This is a genomic window from Polynucleobacter meluiroseus (assembly GCF_900205755.1).
GTDB classification, from domain to species: Bacteria; Pseudomonadota; Gammaproteobacteria; order Burkholderiales; family Burkholderiaceae; genus Polynucleobacter; species Polynucleobacter meluiroseus.
This window is the reverse complement of the sequence record NZ_OANS01000003.1, coordinates 1-15,108: the sequence shown is the minus strand read 5'-3', so window position 1 is coordinate 15,108 and position 15,108 is coordinate 1. Positions and strand designations below refer to the sequence as shown.

The following is a 15,108-nucleotide window of genomic DNA, read 5'->3' as shown; positions in this document are numbered from 1 at the left end:
AAAGCAACGCTATTACACGTTGCCCAATAGTTGTTGTTAATTAAGCTGCTACGTTAGCAATAGCGTCATTTAACTGTGCGTCGTTGCTTGCTACGCTACGCTCCGCCACTTGCTTTTTAATGCCGTCTTTGTTTGCGCTGTAGTACGCAGCTAAAGCAGCATTAACCGCAGTAGTACTATTAGTTACAGCGTTAATAGCAAACTTACCATTAGCTTGCTGCGTAGCAACAAACACTACTTGCCGTCCAATACACGCAGCGTCAACTTGCTTAGCAAGAGCTTCGCTGCTAACTTCAGCCAAAACAGCACTTGCTACTGTAGTTTTAGCTACTTCAGCTTTTTGCTTTGCGGACAGCGTATTGCCGTTTTTAGCTAAGCGTATTTCTTCTACGCCGCCGTTTTCTCTAATAAAGTCCGCAATAGCTGCGCTTTTAATCTTATTAACGTTAGCAGTACGCAAAACAATGCTGTACGCACTTACACGTCGTCTGTCTGCGCCAAACACGCATTTAACAATTTTGTGTAGTGTGTGTGACTTTTTATTAACTGCTACGTTATGTAGTGTCATATAGTCGTCCAACTGTGTACGCAGCGTTTTAGCGTTTTCAGTAGCTAAGCACATTTCTTCATACTTTGCGTAGCATTTAGCTAAAATTGCGTATAACAAGTCATTGCTATTCTTAAACGCATTGTCTGCCCATACCTCTTGCTCATTTTTAAGCAATTCAATAAAAGACAGCGAATTAGTTGTTAACATTGCTTTAGCGTTGTCGTTTGTAAACGACTCTGCGTTAGCAGTTACAACAGCGTTGTTAGCAATAGTGTTTACAGCAGTAGTTACAGTAGTTTGTGTCATTTTTGTTTCTTTCTTAAGTAGTTTAAAAGTAGGTTAGTGTTAACAAATATTCCTTACTAACCATATGTAATATCATACAGAAGTTGCCCTATTTTGTAGATGGCAAACTAATTAATAACTATTTGGATGTTAATAAATGAAGGTACATTTTTCAGCACAGCACCCCACTTTTGGTACTAAGCACAAGCCAAAGTCACCCACATACCAACAGCGCAGTCCGTACTATTGGTGGTGGGCTTTCTTACGCTTAAATGAGGACTACATTAAGTGTTGTGAATTGGGCGGTAAGGGCAAGTTGGCAGAGTTATACAAAGACTTTGGTGACGTAAGGGGTGAGAGTTTTAAGCAGTGGTGGAATGAAAAAGCCGTTGCGTTGTTTGCGGAAAAGCCTCTCCCACAAAGCCTTACTAAGTTAACTAACAAAATAGAGTGGGACGATACGTGGGGTGATAGCGTAATGGTTGTAGCTGTGCCAATGAGTATGAGTAAACGCTATATCTACAGTAAGTTTATGGACTTAGTTAAAAAGAATCACACAGCAGAAAGAGGACGTACAGCAGAGCAGTGGGCTAAAAGCACAGCCAAATACCCAATTAACCGCAACCACACAATAGATAACTTACGCACAACGTTTACTGTGTATGAAGCGTATGTTGCTAATAGCCAGTTACCAAAAGCGCAGAAGTTAACTGTGTGGCAGTTGGGCGACAAGCTGCGGGTAGTTAAATCAGCAGAAAAGTCCAAATATGGAGAAGAGGGACGTACGGAAATTGAGAGGCGCAATATATTAGCTGCGTCCGTTAGCCGTTACGTTAAGCAAGCCAAACAAATCATTGCTGCTACAGCAGAGGGTAAATTCCCCGCATAAAGAGTCGTTTTGAAACGTCACTTACGTAAACCAAACGTTTTGCGGCGTTTTTAACAACGTGCGGTGTGCTACGTGTACGCAAGCTACTTTTAGGCAGATTTGGCTATGGTAGGTAGGCAGTTTTAAGCACAATGACAGACAGAATTAGTCTACAGTCCGCAAATTGGGCAATGGTTTTACAGTTTACGTATAATAGACAGTCTTAAATGGCCTGGTAGCTCAGTCGGTAGAGCAGAGGATTGAAAATCCTTGTGTCGGTGGTTCGATTCCGCCCCGGGCCACCAAGAATTCTCAAAACATTAGAGTTGGTCCATAGAATCTCTAGTGTTAGCCGCGGTCTGGCACCATTTCCCTAAGTCTTTCAGATTTCCCCTTGAGTAGAAGCGTCCTTTTAAAGGACAAATCAATTCGACATCCTTGTGTTGGTCCTGCGTCGATTTAAGCGACGCTCATCTAGGGTCGGTGCTTGTAATGTCGTTTTAAACGACAAAATTTATGCTTAAAACCTAGGAGAGCACTTTTGACCAATAAGTGTCATCCCGCCCCTTTAATAACTGATATATTACTTATGAAAATTAGAGAGGGATTTATGTCTAGAAAATTCATTATTAATTTCTTTGTTTGCACAATTTTGTTTGGTTGCAATATTTTTATGCAATCAGCTTTTGCAGCTCAAAGCAAAGAAGATGTGGATATTGAGATCATAAAAGCGCCTCCTAGGGACGTAAAAGACATTTTATTCGTCCTTAATCAGGCGCGACCAGATAAGACTCTAATTGAGAAGGCAACAAAAATTCTTGCATTGCCAGCCCCCAGTGCCAATGACCCTGAAGTGCTCAATCATTACTACTATCGAAAAGCTAAGGCTGAAGAGGTTTTGGAAAACAGTAAAGGCGCTTTAGAGGCAATTAAAAAAGCAGTACTTGAATATCCAAGTCCTCAAATTGATTTGAGAATTGATGAGCTATCTCATTATATGCAGTATGAATCTATTCAAGGAAGCTTGTTGCAGGCAAAAAAAATTGCTGAGGATGCTAAGCCAATCATCCCTCAGAGCCTAAGAGGTTGGACATTGCACTTTGATAGGCAAATTGTTTCATATTGTCTAGCCCTGGGTGATTTTGAGTGTGCAAAGTCAGGCTTAAATACCTTAGAAACAGATTACAGTGCTCTGGTCGGCGTAGCTAGAAATACAAATTTTCTATACAGAACAGCTTGGGAAATTGGGTTAGAGATGGCTCGAGGTAGATACTTTATTTCAGAGGGAAAATTTGTAGAGGCTGAGAGATCATTTAGAAGGGCTCTATATCTCAATCAACAAGTATTAGAGGCCATTAAAGATAAAGGAAGAGATGTTTTAGATAATGAAAAGCGGGTCTTACAAGACACCACCACAAATGTAAGTGGTTATTACATGCAGCGTGCATATCTTATGAACGATATGTCTAAAGCATTTTTAGGGCAAAGACGATTAGTGGATGCTGAGTATTGGGCTCGGGAAGCTACGCTACTGTCGATTACACAGTTTGGTCCAAATTCAGGCAGAACCTCACAAATGCTCCTTACTTTGACAAGGGTGATCGCAGAGCAGGGCCGTAATGCAGAGGCTGTTTTATTGGGTACTGCTGCATTAAAAGTGGCTCAGCAATCAACAAATTATCCAGGGTCAACTGTTATTGCATATGCTCGCAAGACTCTCGCCTCTGCATTAGTTGCTGATGGAAAATATGTGCAGGCCGAAAAAGTATTTTCTGAAATGGTCGAAGGTGTAAAGAGCGACCCAGAAATAGCGGCTCGTTTTCCTTCTCAAGATTTAGATTGGGTGCTGGCTTTAGTTAAATCTGGAAAGGCCTCTCAAGCGGTGACTATGACCTCTTTGATGCTTGAAAAAGATGGGTCCAGGATGGAAAAAACGTCCCCAAGGTTGGCAATGTTGACAGCATTTAACGCGGCTGCTTTGCAGGCTTCAGGGCAGGGTGTGCAGGCTCTTTCCGGATTTAAGCAGTCAGTCCCTATTCTTGTTAATCAGGCTCGTAACGATACTGAGAATGCAACCGAAAGTATTCGTCAAACTCAGCGAATGACTTTTATTTTGGAAGAGTATCTCGCCTCTTTGGCACAACAGGCTAAATCTGACACCTCAGGTGCTGCTGCTTCAGAAGCATTTCAGATTGCCGATCTTGCCAGAGGAAGTGGAGTCCAGCGTGCATTAACCTCTAGCGCTGCTCGTGCCAACATCTCTGATCCGCAATTGTCATCCCTTGCGCGTCGTGAGCAAGATTTACAGAAGCGTATCAATACTCTTTCAGAGTTGTTAACAGGCCTCTTGTCTGCGCCTCCAGGACAACAATTACCTGCAGTTCAAAATAAGTTACGTGATGACATTACTACTTTTAAAACTCAGCGCGAGGAACTAAAAAGAGAGATTGAGCGCAAATTTCCTGATTATGCTGAGCTGATTGATCCTAAGCCTGCCTCAGTAGAGCGGACTCAAAAAGCACTTAAGCCCGACGAGGTTTTGGTATCTTGGTACTTTAGCGATAACGTTGGTTACGTCTGGGCCATTACTAAAGATAAGCCAGTTCAGTTTGCGCAACTCTCAGTTGGCCGCCCTCAAATTGCTAAAGAGGTTGCTCAACTCCGTAAAGCTCTTGATCCTGGCGTGGCTACCATTGATGAGATTCCAGCCTTTGACGTTGCACTTGCAAACCAACTTTACCAACAAGTCTTGAGTCCAGTCCAAACAGCTTTTATGGGTAAGAAAGTAATGTTGACAGTGCCTCACGCCGAGCTTGGCCAGCTACCCTTATCTTTGTTGGTCATCAAGCCAACCACTCAACCTGCTAAAGGTGGTGCTACTCCCTTTATTGGCTATAAGAGCGTGCCTTGGTTAACCCGCGAGATTGCAGTAGCACAAGTGCCATCGGTTACTGCTCTGACAGCGTTGCGCTCATTACCCCCAGGTAACGTTAATCGTAAAAACTTTATTGGTTTTGGTGATCCTTACTTTAGCGCAGATCAAGAAAAGCAAGCTGATAGGCAGGCTAAAGCTACACAACTTGCTACTCGAGGTAAGCCGCTTAATTTACGAAGTGCCCCTAAAACTTCTGGGGTTAGTTCGGCAGAACTTGCTTTGTTACCAAGGCTACCTGATACCAGCACTGAATTGGAGGAGGTTGGCAAAGCAATTGGCGCGGGAGATGGCGACATATATTTGCATCAACAGGCTTCAGTTAAGCAGGTAATGTCTACCGATTTATCTAATCGAAAAGTTGTTATGTTTGCTACTCATGGTTTGGTGCCTGGAGAGCTTAATGGGTTAACGCAACCAGCTCTAGCCCTATCCTCCCCAGAAGTGACGGGAGACAAAGATGATGGCTTGCTTACGATGGATAAAGTAATGACATTGAAACTAGATGCTGATTGGGTAGTTCTATCAGCTTGTAACACTGCTTCGGGAGAAGGGGCAGGTTCTGAGGCAGTTTCAGGCTTGGGTAGAGCTTTTTTCTTTGCTGGTGCAAAAGCCCTGTTAGTTTCAAATTGGCCAGTTGATTCCGTAGCATCAAGAACTATGATGACCGGCCTATTTAGAAATCAGCAAAAGGCAGGCAATACAAGTAAAGCAGAATTACTCAGACAAGCCATGCTTGATCAGATAGATAATGGTGGCATGAAAGAAGGCGGTAATATGAAGTATGCCTATGCCCACCCTTTATTTTGGGCACCTTTTGTGGTCGTAGGCGATTAACGAATATCTTATAAGTCGGAGTAAACATGAGCTTGATTAAATTTGCTATTTCTACTGTTTTATTTTTATCCTCAGCCATCATCTTTGCGGCGCCCTTAATCAGCGCGAAAGAAGCTGCTTTGCCAGCAGCATCAGGAACATTGGCAACGCGTGGTATTTCACGCGGCCCGGCGGTGAAATTAAATTCTCCTGAAGCTGATACCCCCGTGATGTCTCCATTTGATTTCAAGGTTGCATTTGAGGCTAGAGGCGACGCCAAAATTGATCCTGCATCTGTAAAAGTAATTTATATGAAGTCGCCATTTGTGGATTTGACCCCAAGACTGAAGAGTGTAATCTCGACCAATGGGATTGATCTTGCAAAGGCAGATGTTCCGCCTGGAACGCATACAATCCGCATATCGGTTAAAGATACAGATGGGCGTGAAACGAACTCCGTTTTAACCTTGGTAGTTAATAAGTAATGAATTGTCCTTATTGCTTATCTGAGGTTGCAGAAGAGGCAGTTGTCTGTAAGACGTGTACTCGCGACTTGTATCTATTTAAGCCAATGATGGCTAAGGTTGCAGAATTAGAAAAGCAGCTGAGCGAGATTCCAAATCAAGAGGCATACGAAAAACGGATTGCAGAACTTGAGGTTATGCTTGATGAGCATGAGCAAAAGCTCATTTCGCCAAAGACTTTTTCGAACTGGGTTATAGATATAACTCTCTATTTGCTTGTGCCACTACTTTTGCTATTGTTTGCGCATTGGTTGATTGCCGTAGTTTATGACACCAAAATGATTTATCTCAGAATCATCTCTATGATTCTTCCTTTGCCTTTTGCTTATTTGCTATTTAAAGGGCATCAACATAAGTTATTGCCATGGTTTATTGGAGTGGCTCTTTTGGCCATCTCATCGGTGATTGGAATGAGTTGGATTACAAGCCAAGTAGATCATTCGCCAGTTTTTCCACAAAGTCTTTTTGAGTGGAAAGAGGTAATTGAGTATTCTGCAAGTATTGCATTTAGTTTTTTAACGGGAATGCTGCTTGGTGGCGTTGCCTACGCGAGCAAACAAAGACATCGTAGGGCTGCAACAATCAACCCATTTATGAAGGCAATGGCAACTGGTTTAGCTGAAGGTCATCTTAGCCCCAGCGGTATTCATGCAGTGATGAAAACCTTGCAAGAGTATGGTGGAACAATTGTGGCTTTGGGCACAACCGCTCTTTCAATCTATACAGGCCTTAAGGGCATTATTGGGTCTTGATGGGTTGTCTTCTTTGAAAGCTAAGAATCTTTTAGTCCTAATAGGATTTTTAGTAACCAGCTTTTCCTCTCCCGCACAAGTTTTTGATATTGCTCATGTAGATAGTGAGCCGACAAGGACGTTTCTGTTAGCCACTCCAAATCCAAAAGCATTGGTTTTGTTATATCCCGGTGGGGGCGGCATGCTAAGACTTCAAGGCGACGGATCTACGAGAAATGGACACACCTTTGTGCGCTCAAAAGATTTATGGGCTCAATATGGCATTGATGCAGTATTGGTTGATACACCCTACGATTTGGGTGATCTAAGAAGGGGTGATATGCGCGGTAGGGAAGAACATTTACAGCGAGTAAACGAAGTCATTGACTTCTATCGCTCTAAATTGAATCTTCCAATTTGGATTTTTGGACACAGCATGGGAACTTCTACAGTATCAAATTTCCTGAATGGGAATCTTGGAAATCAGAAAAAGATTGAAGGCGCCATTATTGCGGGAACTATTCGATCTGCATCGATAGATGATGATATAACAATCCCAATAGAAGCGATACATCACTTTCAAGATTCTTGTCTTGGAAGCCTTCCAGAAAATTCAAAAAGAATTATTGGTGGCAGACCTAAAAATCTCCCCTCTAAGCTGGTACTAATAGACGGCGGCATCAGTGAGAGCAATGAATGTGAAGCATTTGCATATCATGGCTTTAATAAGACTGAACCTGAATTTATAGATGCTGCAGCCCAATTTATATTGAGCTATTAGGTTGGTAGGCAAAGCTAAAGCCTGGAGCAGTAACTGGCTCTAAGCGTCAATTAAATAGACGCTTCCAGAGATGTCGTTTAAAACGACACCCAAAGACACTATGGTGGGTGACTGGCGCAGGGATGGCAACACAACCTATACACACAGAAAAAATGCCCCTCGCAAGATTCTGATTTAATTCGCAAATTTGACCGACACAAGGACGCACAATTTTTTGACAAGTTAAACCTGGTGACTCAAGCCCTTGAAGTAGAAGCGAAAGCGGTCTATCGGAGGATATTTGAAAATCCTTGTGTCGGTGGTTCGATTCCGCCCCGGGCCACCAAGCATCTCAATAGCCCACTTGTTGGGTTATTTTTATTAGAAGTACTCAATGGTGCTTAGACCTAGCGCCTAGCGTGTTTAGTCAAATCCTATAGATTTAATCCGTCAATCAGGATTCAGCCACTCTGAGTCTAGACTGGGGTATCTGGTTTATGGCGTGTCCTTTAAAAAGACGCTTAATGAACAGGGGATTTGTCATCCCTACGTTGGTCAAGCGTCGATTTAAGCAACGCTCATTTGGGGTCGGTGCTTGGCGTGTCGTATAAAACGACAATTTAATCACCTTATCAAGTCAACCCGCTCTTTTTGTGAAACGTTAATGAACCAAGAGGTGAAATAACCTCTTTTCATAACTGGGAGGTCAAAATGAAAAAGATTCTTGTTTCCCTAGTAACTGCAGTCACTTTATTGAGCTTAGCTTCTAGCGCCAGTGCCCATGGTTGGCGAGGTGGCTATGGCGGTGGTTGGCATGGAGGTGGATGGGCACCATTTGCGGTGGGTGCTGTTGCGGGAGCAGTAGTGGCGAACGCCTATTACAGACCAGCTCCCGTTTATTACGGCCCTCCTGCTGCCTACTATTACCCACAACAACAGACTGCAGCCTACTGTCCAGAAAATGGCTTGTACTATCCCCAAACTCAAGCCTGTCCTAGTGGATGGCAAAGAGTAGTTTATTAGTACTTTTTTAAAAAATAGACCACCTTCTGAACTGACCCCCAAAAGTTGGACGCTATGTCCAACCAAGGGGGTTTTGTCATATGAAACTGATATAAAGAATATTTGAAATACATATTGAGAATCTAATGGAAAATAAAGTTTTATCCAAAGTTGATGAGATCACAAAAGCATTTGAATGTATCAAAAGCGGTGTGGTTGCAATTGTTTCAATCATTACACTTTTGCTTATTGGTGCCTTGTTTATTGCTGCCTTTAGTTGGAACAATACTCTTTTAGAGCCAATTAAAGTCCCCAGTAGTCTTGAGTCGGCTGGCTACACTCCTGAGGTGGTCACTAAGCGAGTTTTGGATGAAATTGCTTTGATAAATGTAACCAGTACAAAACATAATAAAAAGTTTAACGCCCATCAACCTGGTGATGAGTTGATCAAGCTTGATTCAATGCCCGTTGCAGGATCATTAGATGTCAAGTCTATAAAGACCTTCATTCAAGATATGTTTGGCATCAAGCATGAAAAGATGACGGGGGAAATTACCGCAATTAATGAGGGCGGGAAAACAATTTATGGGGTCAAGATTCGGCAAATGCCTGAAGATAAGATTCTTGTAGATCTTAATGTAGATATGCCGACTAAAGACCTGATTCAATTAATTGCACTCAACATCGTTGAATCTAAAGATCCGGCAGTGGCGGCAACCTACTTGAGAAATCATAAACAAGATCAAAAAGCCCTTGCAATGATTGATCGAGTTTTGCAGGATAACGACAGCTCGGATGATGCCTATGCTTTGTCTGGAAGGGCTCATATATATATGCGTCAGGGTAAATTAAAATTAGCACAGGAAGATTTGTCCGCCGCATTAAAACTTGATCCTAAGTTTCCATCGGCATTAGCTTTACAAGTACAGCTGTATTTGAATCAGAAAAAATTTAGCGATGCTTTAGAGGTTGCAAAAAAAGAGGCCGAATTTTATCCAGAGCGTTGGCAGTCTTACATCAATTTGGGCGATGCCTATGCTGGGTCCGGCAATAAAGAACAAACTCAGTCAAGCTATAGGAAGGCTATTTCGTTACATCCCACATCTCCGATTATTTACGTAAAAGTGGCTGACTATTTGAATAATTTGGGAAGAATCTCTGATGCTGATGTAGTGTTACATCAAGGTGTAACCGCCTTTCCAAATGACTCTGCCACTTTTGTGATATTGGCAGAAGTATTAACTAAAGAAGATAAACTAGAAGAAGCTAATCAGGCATTACTCAAAGCTTATGAGCTTAATCATGAGTTAGCGAAATTTGGAGCCCCAGTTGCAAATAATTCCAAAGTTGAAAAGCAAGCTTTATTAAACAAGGGAGCTGAGTTTAAGAAAAGCCATACCAATTTATTCTCGGGCTCATTAGAGGATGCACTTAACAATGATTTTGATCAAATTGCCCATTGAATAAGCGCTTAAGTGATTATCCTTAAGTATGAGTCGACAACCTAGGCCCCTGGTCGATTCCGCCCTGGGCCACCAAGAATCTCAATAGCCCACTTGTAGGGCTATTTTCTTTTATGGCTTGGTTGCGGATATTCCAAAAGGACCAAAACTTCCAAAAGATACCGCCTTTAAGAAAGCCTCTCGAATAGGGTTTCTATGAAGCGTGATGTTAATTAGCCCAAACTCCTTGAAGAGCACCACATACTCAGTTTGATTGACGATATCAGAGACTAAAATCATTCCGCCGGGTTTTAATGTACGAACAATTTCTCGGATAACCTCTTTGCGATCCTCGAGCTTTTCAAGATTGTGAATTACCCAACCAGAGGTAATGACATCAAAGTGATTATTGGTAAAGGGAAGATTTCTCATATCCGCTGTTTGAACTTCACACTTGGCAGTCACTTTAGCTAAAGCTAAGTTATCAAGGGTTTGAGCTTGTGAGTTATCTGACTGGTCAGTGGCAGACCAAATATCAATTCCTATGGCTTTGCCAGTGGAAAGTCTTTGTGCCGCATTGATCAAGAACAAACCTCTGCCACAGCCAATATCAAGCACTTGCTCGTTACCAGTCCAATTTCTGACACCCAATAACCTTTGAGCATCTATGAGTTTGACGAATTTGCTATAGCAATACATTAGGCATCCCATAAAGCCTAAATAAAGAGCCATAACAGCCAAAGGAATATCGACAATAGATGTAATGAGGTTGGGCTCAAATAGGGCTCGACTCATAACCAGCAAGCTAAAGCTAATCAGCGAGCCAGTGATAAAGCCCCTAAATAGATTGGGAGCATCAATACCGTAGTCAATTCGTTTCATAGCTTGATATTAGCAAAGCATTGCTAAGGGCGGAGAAGGAATCCTTCGCCCCGGGCCACCAAGAATCTCAATAGCCCACTTGTTGGGCTATTTTCTTTGATAGTTATTTGGGGTGGATATCATTATCAAATGGCTTTGATAGAAAAACTCAAGAACTGGGCTCAACTGCTAAAGCAGGATGTATTGATGCTTTGGTTTGCTACCAAGAATCCCAATACTCCATGGGCACCCAAAGCTATTTGTATTTTTATCGTTGCGTATGCCTTGAGTCCAATTGATCTGATTCCTGACTTTATTCCCATATTGGGCTTTGTTGACGACTTACTTTTGTTGCCAATTTTGATTTGGCTGGCTGTCAGACTAATACCAAACTTTATCCTTCAAGAGTCTAGAATTCGAGCTGATCAATGGCTTATACAAAATCAATCCAAACCCAAGAGTAACTTAGGCTTTTTGATCGTTGCTGTTATTTGGATACTAATGGTGTGGATGGCATATCTGTTTATTAAGAGCCAGATATCCTAAGCCCTGGTCGATTCCGCCCCGGGCCACCAAGAATTCTCCAAACACGAGATGTGGCGCATAGAATCTCTAGTGTTGGCCGCGGTTTGGCACCATTTCCCAAGCTCTTCCAACTTCCCTCTTGACTAGAGGCGTCCTTTTAAAGGACAGTTTATGAATGGGGGATTTGTCATCCCTGTAGTGGTCAAGTGTCGATTTAAGCGACACTCATCTAGGGTCGGTGCTTGAGATGTCGTTTTAAACGACATTACCTCTTGAGTATTATTTTTTCTTTAGCAATTCCAAGGAATCAGGATGTTTTTCTAGTAGACCTTCTTTTTCTAATGTGGCGATAGCCCTATATAACGCCTCATGCGTAACGCCGATCTCTGAAGCCATGGATTTGAAATCAGACTGAAGTATCAATACGCCTTGTTTGCCTTCGGTCTCAATCAGATGAATTAATTTACTGCGAATGTCTTTGAGCCCCAATCGTTCAGATTGTGTTCGAAGGCGCATGATCTCTTTGCTAAGCAACTGCACCCATTTCATTGAGAACTTGCTATCGGCGAGTGCTTCTCTTAAAGATTTAATGGGTAGCGTGATCGCTTGTCCATTGTGAGTCGCAATAGCATCACAGTGATAAGCATCTACTAACAAACTGGCTTCACTGACAAAGCCACCCTTACATCTTTGTAATGTAGTGGGCTCTCCATGGCTACTGATTCTCGTAAGAACAGCTTCGCCCGAAACAATAAAGAACATGTATTCAGGTTTTTTGCCCTGATGGAAAAGGTAATCACCTTTTTCAAAGTGATGGGCATGACATTGCCCCAATAGTCCTTTGGGCAGGAGCTCCTTTAGCAGTTCAGGAATATAGATGTCCATATGATTTAAATCATACGCTCTTTGGATGATTGAGCGAATAATCAATTCATACAAAGGAGGTTGGTATGGAAACAATCAATTTAACGGTAAGTGGAATGACTTGTGGTGCTTGCGTAAAGCATGTTGAAAAAGCCATTAATTCAATTGCTGGGGTGCAAAAGGTTGAGGTAGATCTTGCCTCTGGCGCAGTCAAGGTTGAAGGCAATATCTCGCAACAGGTAAAAGAGATTATTGCGGCATTAGAAGAGGATGGTTATCCCGCAAAGATCAGTTCTGATGCATCGCCTCAAGCAAAGGCTAAGAGTGGTTCTTGTAAGAGTGGCACAAGTTGTTGCTGTAACTAACTAAATGAATAGGAAATTCAAAATGAAAACTGTAAACAAAATTGCAATTAGCGTTGCCACTGTCATGGGTCTTGGATTGGCTGTGGCCTATGCTCAGCCAGGTCCAATGGGTAATGGCATGGGCCCAGGCATGATGCGCGGCCAAATGATGCAAGGTCAGATGATGGAGCAAAACGCCAACATGAAAATTATGCGTGAGTTGATGACCCCAGCCGAAAGATTGGCCATGATGGACAAGATGATTGACGCCAAGACAGTAGAAGAGCGTCAAGCAATCATGACAGCTACACATACCGAGATGGAAAAGCGCGCCAAAGAAAAAGGCATTACTTTGCCTGCAGGACATGGTCCGCAAATGATGTCAGGCAGAAACTGCGGATAAATCAGTTGAGCGTGGGTAGAAGCCACCTTCGGGTGGTAACACCGCTCAATGCAGACAAGTTATTGATATAGATCAAATGGCTTGGTGCTTATGAGCATAGTCTTAACAAAGCAAAAATAATAATTAATGGGGGTTATATGAAATGTAATGTTGGCCGTATCGATCGCGTACTACGCATCTCTGTTGGACTGGTTTTAGTTGGTTTAGCCGCAAGCAATGTGGTTGGCGTATGGGGCTGGATTGGCATTATTCCTTTGGCAACTGGCTTATTTAAGTTCTGCCCAATGTATCCAATCTTGGGAATCAATTCTTGTGGCGCTGGCCGTGGCAATGGTAGTTGTTCTAAGTAATCTTTTGCCAACAGCTAAAAAGCAAATCACTAATAAGGATTTACGATGATCAATCCAGAACAAACTAGAGCATCTAGCTCTAAAGGGTGGAGCCCCTATTTGGCAGGAGCCTTAGTTGGAGTACTGGCTATTGTTTCTGTCTATCTGACTACCGTTTATATGGGCAAGTCCACCTACTTAGGAGCATCAACTACTTTTGTTCGCGCGGCAGGTCTAGCAGTTCAAGTGGTAGACCCTAGCTACGTTACACAAAATGTTTATTACGCAAAAGAAAAGGTTGTCATTGATTGGCAATTTCTCATGGTGATTGGCATCTTCTTCGGCGCATTGCTCCCCTCAAAAATGGATGGCAGTTTTAAGTTAGAAAGCTTGCCACCATTATGGGAAAAACGTTTTGGCTCTTCAGTTCCAAAGCGTGCTGTATTTGCTTTTGTTGGTGGCATCGTGGCAATGATTGGCGCTCGCTTAGCTGATGGCTGTCCAAGTGGACATGGACTGAGCGGCATGATGCAGTTATCCGTAAGTTCTTTTGTCGCATTAGCCATGTTCTTTGGTTTTGGCGTCATCGTCGCAAACTTCATGTACAGAAAGGCAAGCTAATCATGTCTATAGATCAACTATTAGGATTAGCAACTGGCGTTATCTTTGGTTTCTTATTACAAAAAGGGCGTGTTCTACGCTATGACAAGCAAGTTGGTGCATTGCTATTAAAAGACATGACCATATTTAAGTTCATGCTCTCAGCCATTGTTGTGGGTATGTTTGGTGTTTTAGCTTTGCATGAGATGGGGCTTATTACATTGAGCCTTAAAGCAATGAATGTCGGCGGTATTTTGGTGGGCGGCGCATTGTTTGGTGTTGGATGGGCAGTCTTGGGCTATTGTCCCGGTACCTCAGTAGGCGCAGTAGGTGAAGGTCGCTGGACTGCAATCTTTGGCGTCATCGGCATGGTGGTTGGTGCTGGAATTTATGCCCAAATGTATCCATTCTTTAAATCAACGGTGCTTGCTTGGGCCGACTTAGGAAAGATTGGCTTACCTGAGACTATTGGTGTTAATCAATGGGTTGTTGCCGTAGTATTCGCGTTGATTACCCTTGGTATGTTTCGCTGGTTTGAGAAAAAAGGACTTTGAAGGTATGCGAGAGCTTTGTAGTTGGCTCTCGCCATTCCTTAACCTAAGCGTCGATTAAATAGATACTCACTGAAACGTCCTTTAAAAGGACATCTTATATATGCGTATATACGCATATATAGCAACCCAAGTAAAAGTCGCCGCGATAATTAACGATAGATGTCGTTTTAAACGACATTCATAGACACTATGGTGGTTGACTGGAAGGATATGGCAACACAATCTGTACACACAGAGAAACAGCCCGTAGCAAGATTCTGATTCCATAGACAAATTTGACCGACACAAGGACGCACAATTTTTAGACAAGTCGAGACTGGTGACCCAAGCCCTTGAAATGCTTGCGAAAGCGGTCTATCGGAGGATATTTGAAAATCCTTGTGTCGGTGGTTCGATTCCGCCCCGGGCCACCAAGCATCTCAATAGCCCACTTGTTGGGCTATTTTCTTTTGGGGCTTGGCAGGGTTAGGCACCATTAGAGCCGGATATCGCTATATAGACATGCCCTTTAAAAGGACGTGCCAATTAGACATCCTTGCGTCGATTTAAGCGATGCTTATCTAAGGTCAGTGCTTGGCGCGTCGTTTAAAACGACAAAACCATAATGAGCATAAAATTGAATCATGAGAAGGATCTGCGTCGCCCTCTGCCTTAGTCTATTTGCCAGCTTGATTCATGCGGCAGTGATGCCTATTGAGCTACCAGCTAATCAATCTCA

The 15,108-nt window shown here is 42.7% G+C and carries 16 protein-coding genes and 2 tRNA genes; 15 read left to right on the top strand and 3 right to left on the bottom strand.

Features of this window, described 5'->3' with window-relative positions; genetic code table 11:
* Positions 1 to 40: 40 nt before the first annotated feature.
* Entirely contained in the window at positions 41 to 856 is an 816-nt protein-coding gene (locus CP950_RS05375) for a hypothetical protein (RefSeq protein WP_096673141.1), read from the bottom strand.
* A gap of 136 nt (positions 857 to 992) precedes the next feature.
* Here CP950_RS05375 and CP950_RS05370 point away from each other — a divergent pair, with 136 nt between their 5' ends.
* From CP950_RS05370 to CP950_RS05335, 9 genes are all read left to right on the top strand, one after another.
* The gene (locus CP950_RS05370) at positions 993 to 1,724 is read left to right on the top strand and encodes a hypothetical protein (RefSeq protein ID WP_096673139.1); all 732 of its coding nucleotides are present in this window, start codon (positions 993 to 995) and stop codon (positions 1,722 to 1,724) included.
* Positions 1,725 to 1,932: 208 nt separating this feature from the next.
* Positions 1,933 to 2,008: transfer RNA gene (locus CP950_RS05365), tRNA-Phe, on the top strand.
* A 305-nt stretch (positions 2,009 to 2,313) separates the two neighbouring features.
* Complete coding sequence (locus CP950_RS05360; RefSeq protein ID WP_207760221.1) at positions 2,314 to 5,472, top strand: CHAT domain-containing protein; 3,159 nt, start codon at positions 2,314 to 2,316, stop codon at positions 5,470 to 5,472.
* Positions 5,473 to 5,498: 26 nt separating this feature from the next.
* Entirely contained in the window at positions 5,499 to 5,936 is a 438-nt protein-coding gene (locus CP950_RS05355; protein WP_096673135.1) for a hypothetical protein, read from the top strand.
* The gene (locus tag CP950_RS05350; protein WP_133092088.1) at positions 5,936 to 6,727 is read left to right on the top strand and encodes a hypothetical protein; all 792 of its coding nucleotides are present in this window, start codon (positions 5,936 to 5,938) and stop codon (positions 6,725 to 6,727) included. The genes CP950_RS05355 and CP950_RS05350 overlap by 1 nt, the downstream gene beginning before the upstream one ends.
* Positions 6,651 to 7,487, top strand: coding sequence for an alpha/beta hydrolase (locus CP950_RS05345; protein WP_165766417.1), 837 nt, complete (start codon positions 6,651 to 6,653; stop codon positions 7,485 to 7,487). Before CP950_RS05350 ends, CP950_RS05345 begins: the two co-directional genes overlap by 77 nt.
* Before the next feature lie 249 nt (positions 7,488 to 7,736).
* A tRNA-OTHER gene (locus tag CP950_RS09955) sits at positions 7,737 to 7,812 on the top strand.
* 365 nt (positions 7,813 to 8,177) lie between these two features.
* Positions 8,178 to 8,489, top strand: a complete 312-nt coding sequence (locus CP950_RS05340; RefSeq protein WP_096673129.1) for a hypothetical protein — start codon at positions 8,178 to 8,180, stop codon at positions 8,487 to 8,489.
* A 125-nt stretch (positions 8,490 to 8,614) separates the two neighbouring features.
* Positions 8,615 to 9,931 (top strand): tetratricopeptide repeat protein, encoded by a 1,317-nt coding sequence (locus CP950_RS05335; RefSeq protein ID WP_096673127.1) that lies wholly within the window; start codon positions 8,615 to 8,617, stop codon positions 9,929 to 9,931.
* A gap of 111 nt (positions 9,932 to 10,042) precedes the next feature.
* Here CP950_RS05335 and CP950_RS05330 read toward each other — a convergent pair whose 3' ends face one another.
* On the bottom strand, positions 10,043 to 10,792 hold the full coding sequence (locus CP950_RS05330) for a class I SAM-dependent methyltransferase (protein WP_096673125.1): 750 nt from the start codon (positions 10,790 to 10,792) through the stop codon (positions 10,043 to 10,045).
* Positions 10,793 to 10,921: 129 nt separating this feature from the next.
* Between CP950_RS05330 and CP950_RS05325 the strand changes: the two genes are divergently transcribed.
* Positions 10,922 to 11,317: a YkvA family protein gene (locus CP950_RS05325; protein WP_096673123.1), complete on the top strand. Its 396-nt coding sequence runs from the start codon at positions 10,922 to 10,924 to the stop codon at positions 11,315 to 11,317.
* A 258-nt stretch (positions 11,318 to 11,575) separates the two neighbouring features.
* Here the strand turns inward: CP950_RS05325 and CP950_RS05320 are convergent, their stop codons facing one another.
* A complete protein-coding gene (locus tag CP950_RS05320) occupies positions 11,576 to 12,235 on the bottom strand; it encodes a Crp/Fnr family transcriptional regulator (RefSeq protein WP_133092086.1) in 660 nt (219 codons plus the stop codon).
* Between the two features lie 11 nt (positions 12,236 to 12,246).
* Between CP950_RS05320 and CP950_RS05315 the strand changes: the two genes are divergently transcribed.
* The 5 genes from CP950_RS05315 to CP950_RS05295 all read left to right on the top strand — a co-directional run bounded on the left by CP950_RS05315 (position 12,247) and on the right by CP950_RS05295 (position 14,390).
* Positions 12,247 to 12,525, top strand: a complete 279-nt coding sequence (locus CP950_RS05315; RefSeq protein ID WP_096673119.1) for a heavy-metal-associated domain-containing protein — start codon at positions 12,247 to 12,249, stop codon at positions 12,523 to 12,525.
* A gap of 22 nt (positions 12,526 to 12,547) precedes the next feature.
* Entirely contained in the window at positions 12,548 to 12,907 is a 360-nt protein-coding gene (locus CP950_RS05310; RefSeq protein ID WP_096673117.1) for a hypothetical protein, read from the top strand.
* 137 nt (positions 12,908 to 13,044) lie between these two features.
* Positions 13,045 to 13,257, top strand: a complete 213-nt coding sequence (locus CP950_RS05305; protein WP_096673115.1) for a YgaP family membrane protein — start codon at positions 13,045 to 13,047, stop codon at positions 13,255 to 13,257.
* A gap of 45 nt (positions 13,258 to 13,302) precedes the next feature.
* Entirely contained in the window at positions 13,303 to 13,857 is a 555-nt protein-coding gene (locus tag CP950_RS05300) for a YeeE/YedE thiosulfate transporter family protein (RefSeq protein WP_096673113.1), read from the top strand.
* 2 nt (positions 13,858 to 13,859) lie between these two features.
* Positions 13,860 to 14,390 (top strand): YeeE/YedE thiosulfate transporter family protein, encoded by a 531-nt coding sequence (locus CP950_RS05295; RefSeq protein WP_096673111.1) that lies wholly within the window; start codon positions 13,860 to 13,862, stop codon positions 14,388 to 14,390.
* The last annotated feature ends 718 nt before the right edge of the window (positions 14,391 to 15,108 follow it).

What these genes read in the sequence shown, in the direction of transcription:
- CP950_RS05375 (WP_096673141.1), bottom strand. Translation starts at nt 856, where the DNA reads ATGACACAAACTACTGTAACTACTGCTGTAAACACTATTGCTAACAAC.
- CP950_RS05370 (WP_096673139.1), top strand. Translation starts at nt 993, where the DNA reads ATGAAGGTACATTTTTCAGCACAGCACCCCACTTTTGGTACTAAGCAC.
- CP950_RS05360 (WP_207760221.1), top strand. Translation starts at nt 2,314, where the DNA reads ATGTCTAGAAAATTCATTATTAATTTCTTTGTTTGCACAATTTTGTTT.
- CP950_RS05355 (WP_096673135.1), top strand. Translation starts at nt 5,499, where the DNA reads ATGAGCTTGATTAAATTTGCTATTTCTACTGTTTTATTTTTATCCTCA.
- CP950_RS05350 (WP_133092088.1), top strand. Translation starts at nt 5,936, where the DNA reads ATGAATTGTCCTTATTGCTTATCTGAGGTTGCAGAAGAGGCAGTTGTC.
- CP950_RS05345 (WP_165766417.1), top strand. Translation starts at nt 6,651, where the DNA reads ATGGTGGAACAATTGTGGCTTTGGGCACAACCGCTCTTTCAATCTATA.
- CP950_RS05340 (WP_096673129.1), top strand. Translation starts at nt 8,178, where the DNA reads ATGAAAAAGATTCTTGTTTCCCTAGTAACTGCAGTCACTTTATTGAGC.
- CP950_RS05335 (WP_096673127.1), top strand. Translation starts at nt 8,615, where the DNA reads ATGGAAAATAAAGTTTTATCCAAAGTTGATGAGATCACAAAAGCATTT.
- CP950_RS05330 (WP_096673125.1), bottom strand. Translation starts at nt 10,792, where the DNA reads ATGAAACGAATTGACTACGGTATTGATGCTCCCAATCTATTTAGGGGC.
- CP950_RS05325 (WP_096673123.1), top strand. Translation starts at nt 10,922, where the DNA reads ATGGCTTTGATAGAAAAACTCAAGAACTGGGCTCAACTGCTAAAGCAG.
- CP950_RS05315 (WP_096673119.1), top strand. Translation starts at nt 12,247, where the DNA reads ATGGAAACAATCAATTTAACGGTAAGTGGAATGACTTGTGGTGCTTGC.
- CP950_RS05310 (WP_096673117.1), top strand. Translation starts at nt 12,548, where the DNA reads ATGAAAACTGTAAACAAAATTGCAATTAGCGTTGCCACTGTCATGGGT.
- CP950_RS05305 (WP_096673115.1), top strand. Translation starts at nt 13,045, where the DNA reads ATGAAATGTAATGTTGGCCGTATCGATCGCGTACTACGCATCTCTGTT.
- CP950_RS05300 (WP_096673113.1), top strand. Translation starts at nt 13,303, where the DNA reads ATGATCAATCCAGAACAAACTAGAGCATCTAGCTCTAAAGGGTGGAGC.
- CP950_RS05295 (WP_096673111.1), top strand. Translation starts at nt 13,860, where the DNA reads ATGTCTATAGATCAACTATTAGGATTAGCAACTGGCGTTATCTTTGGT.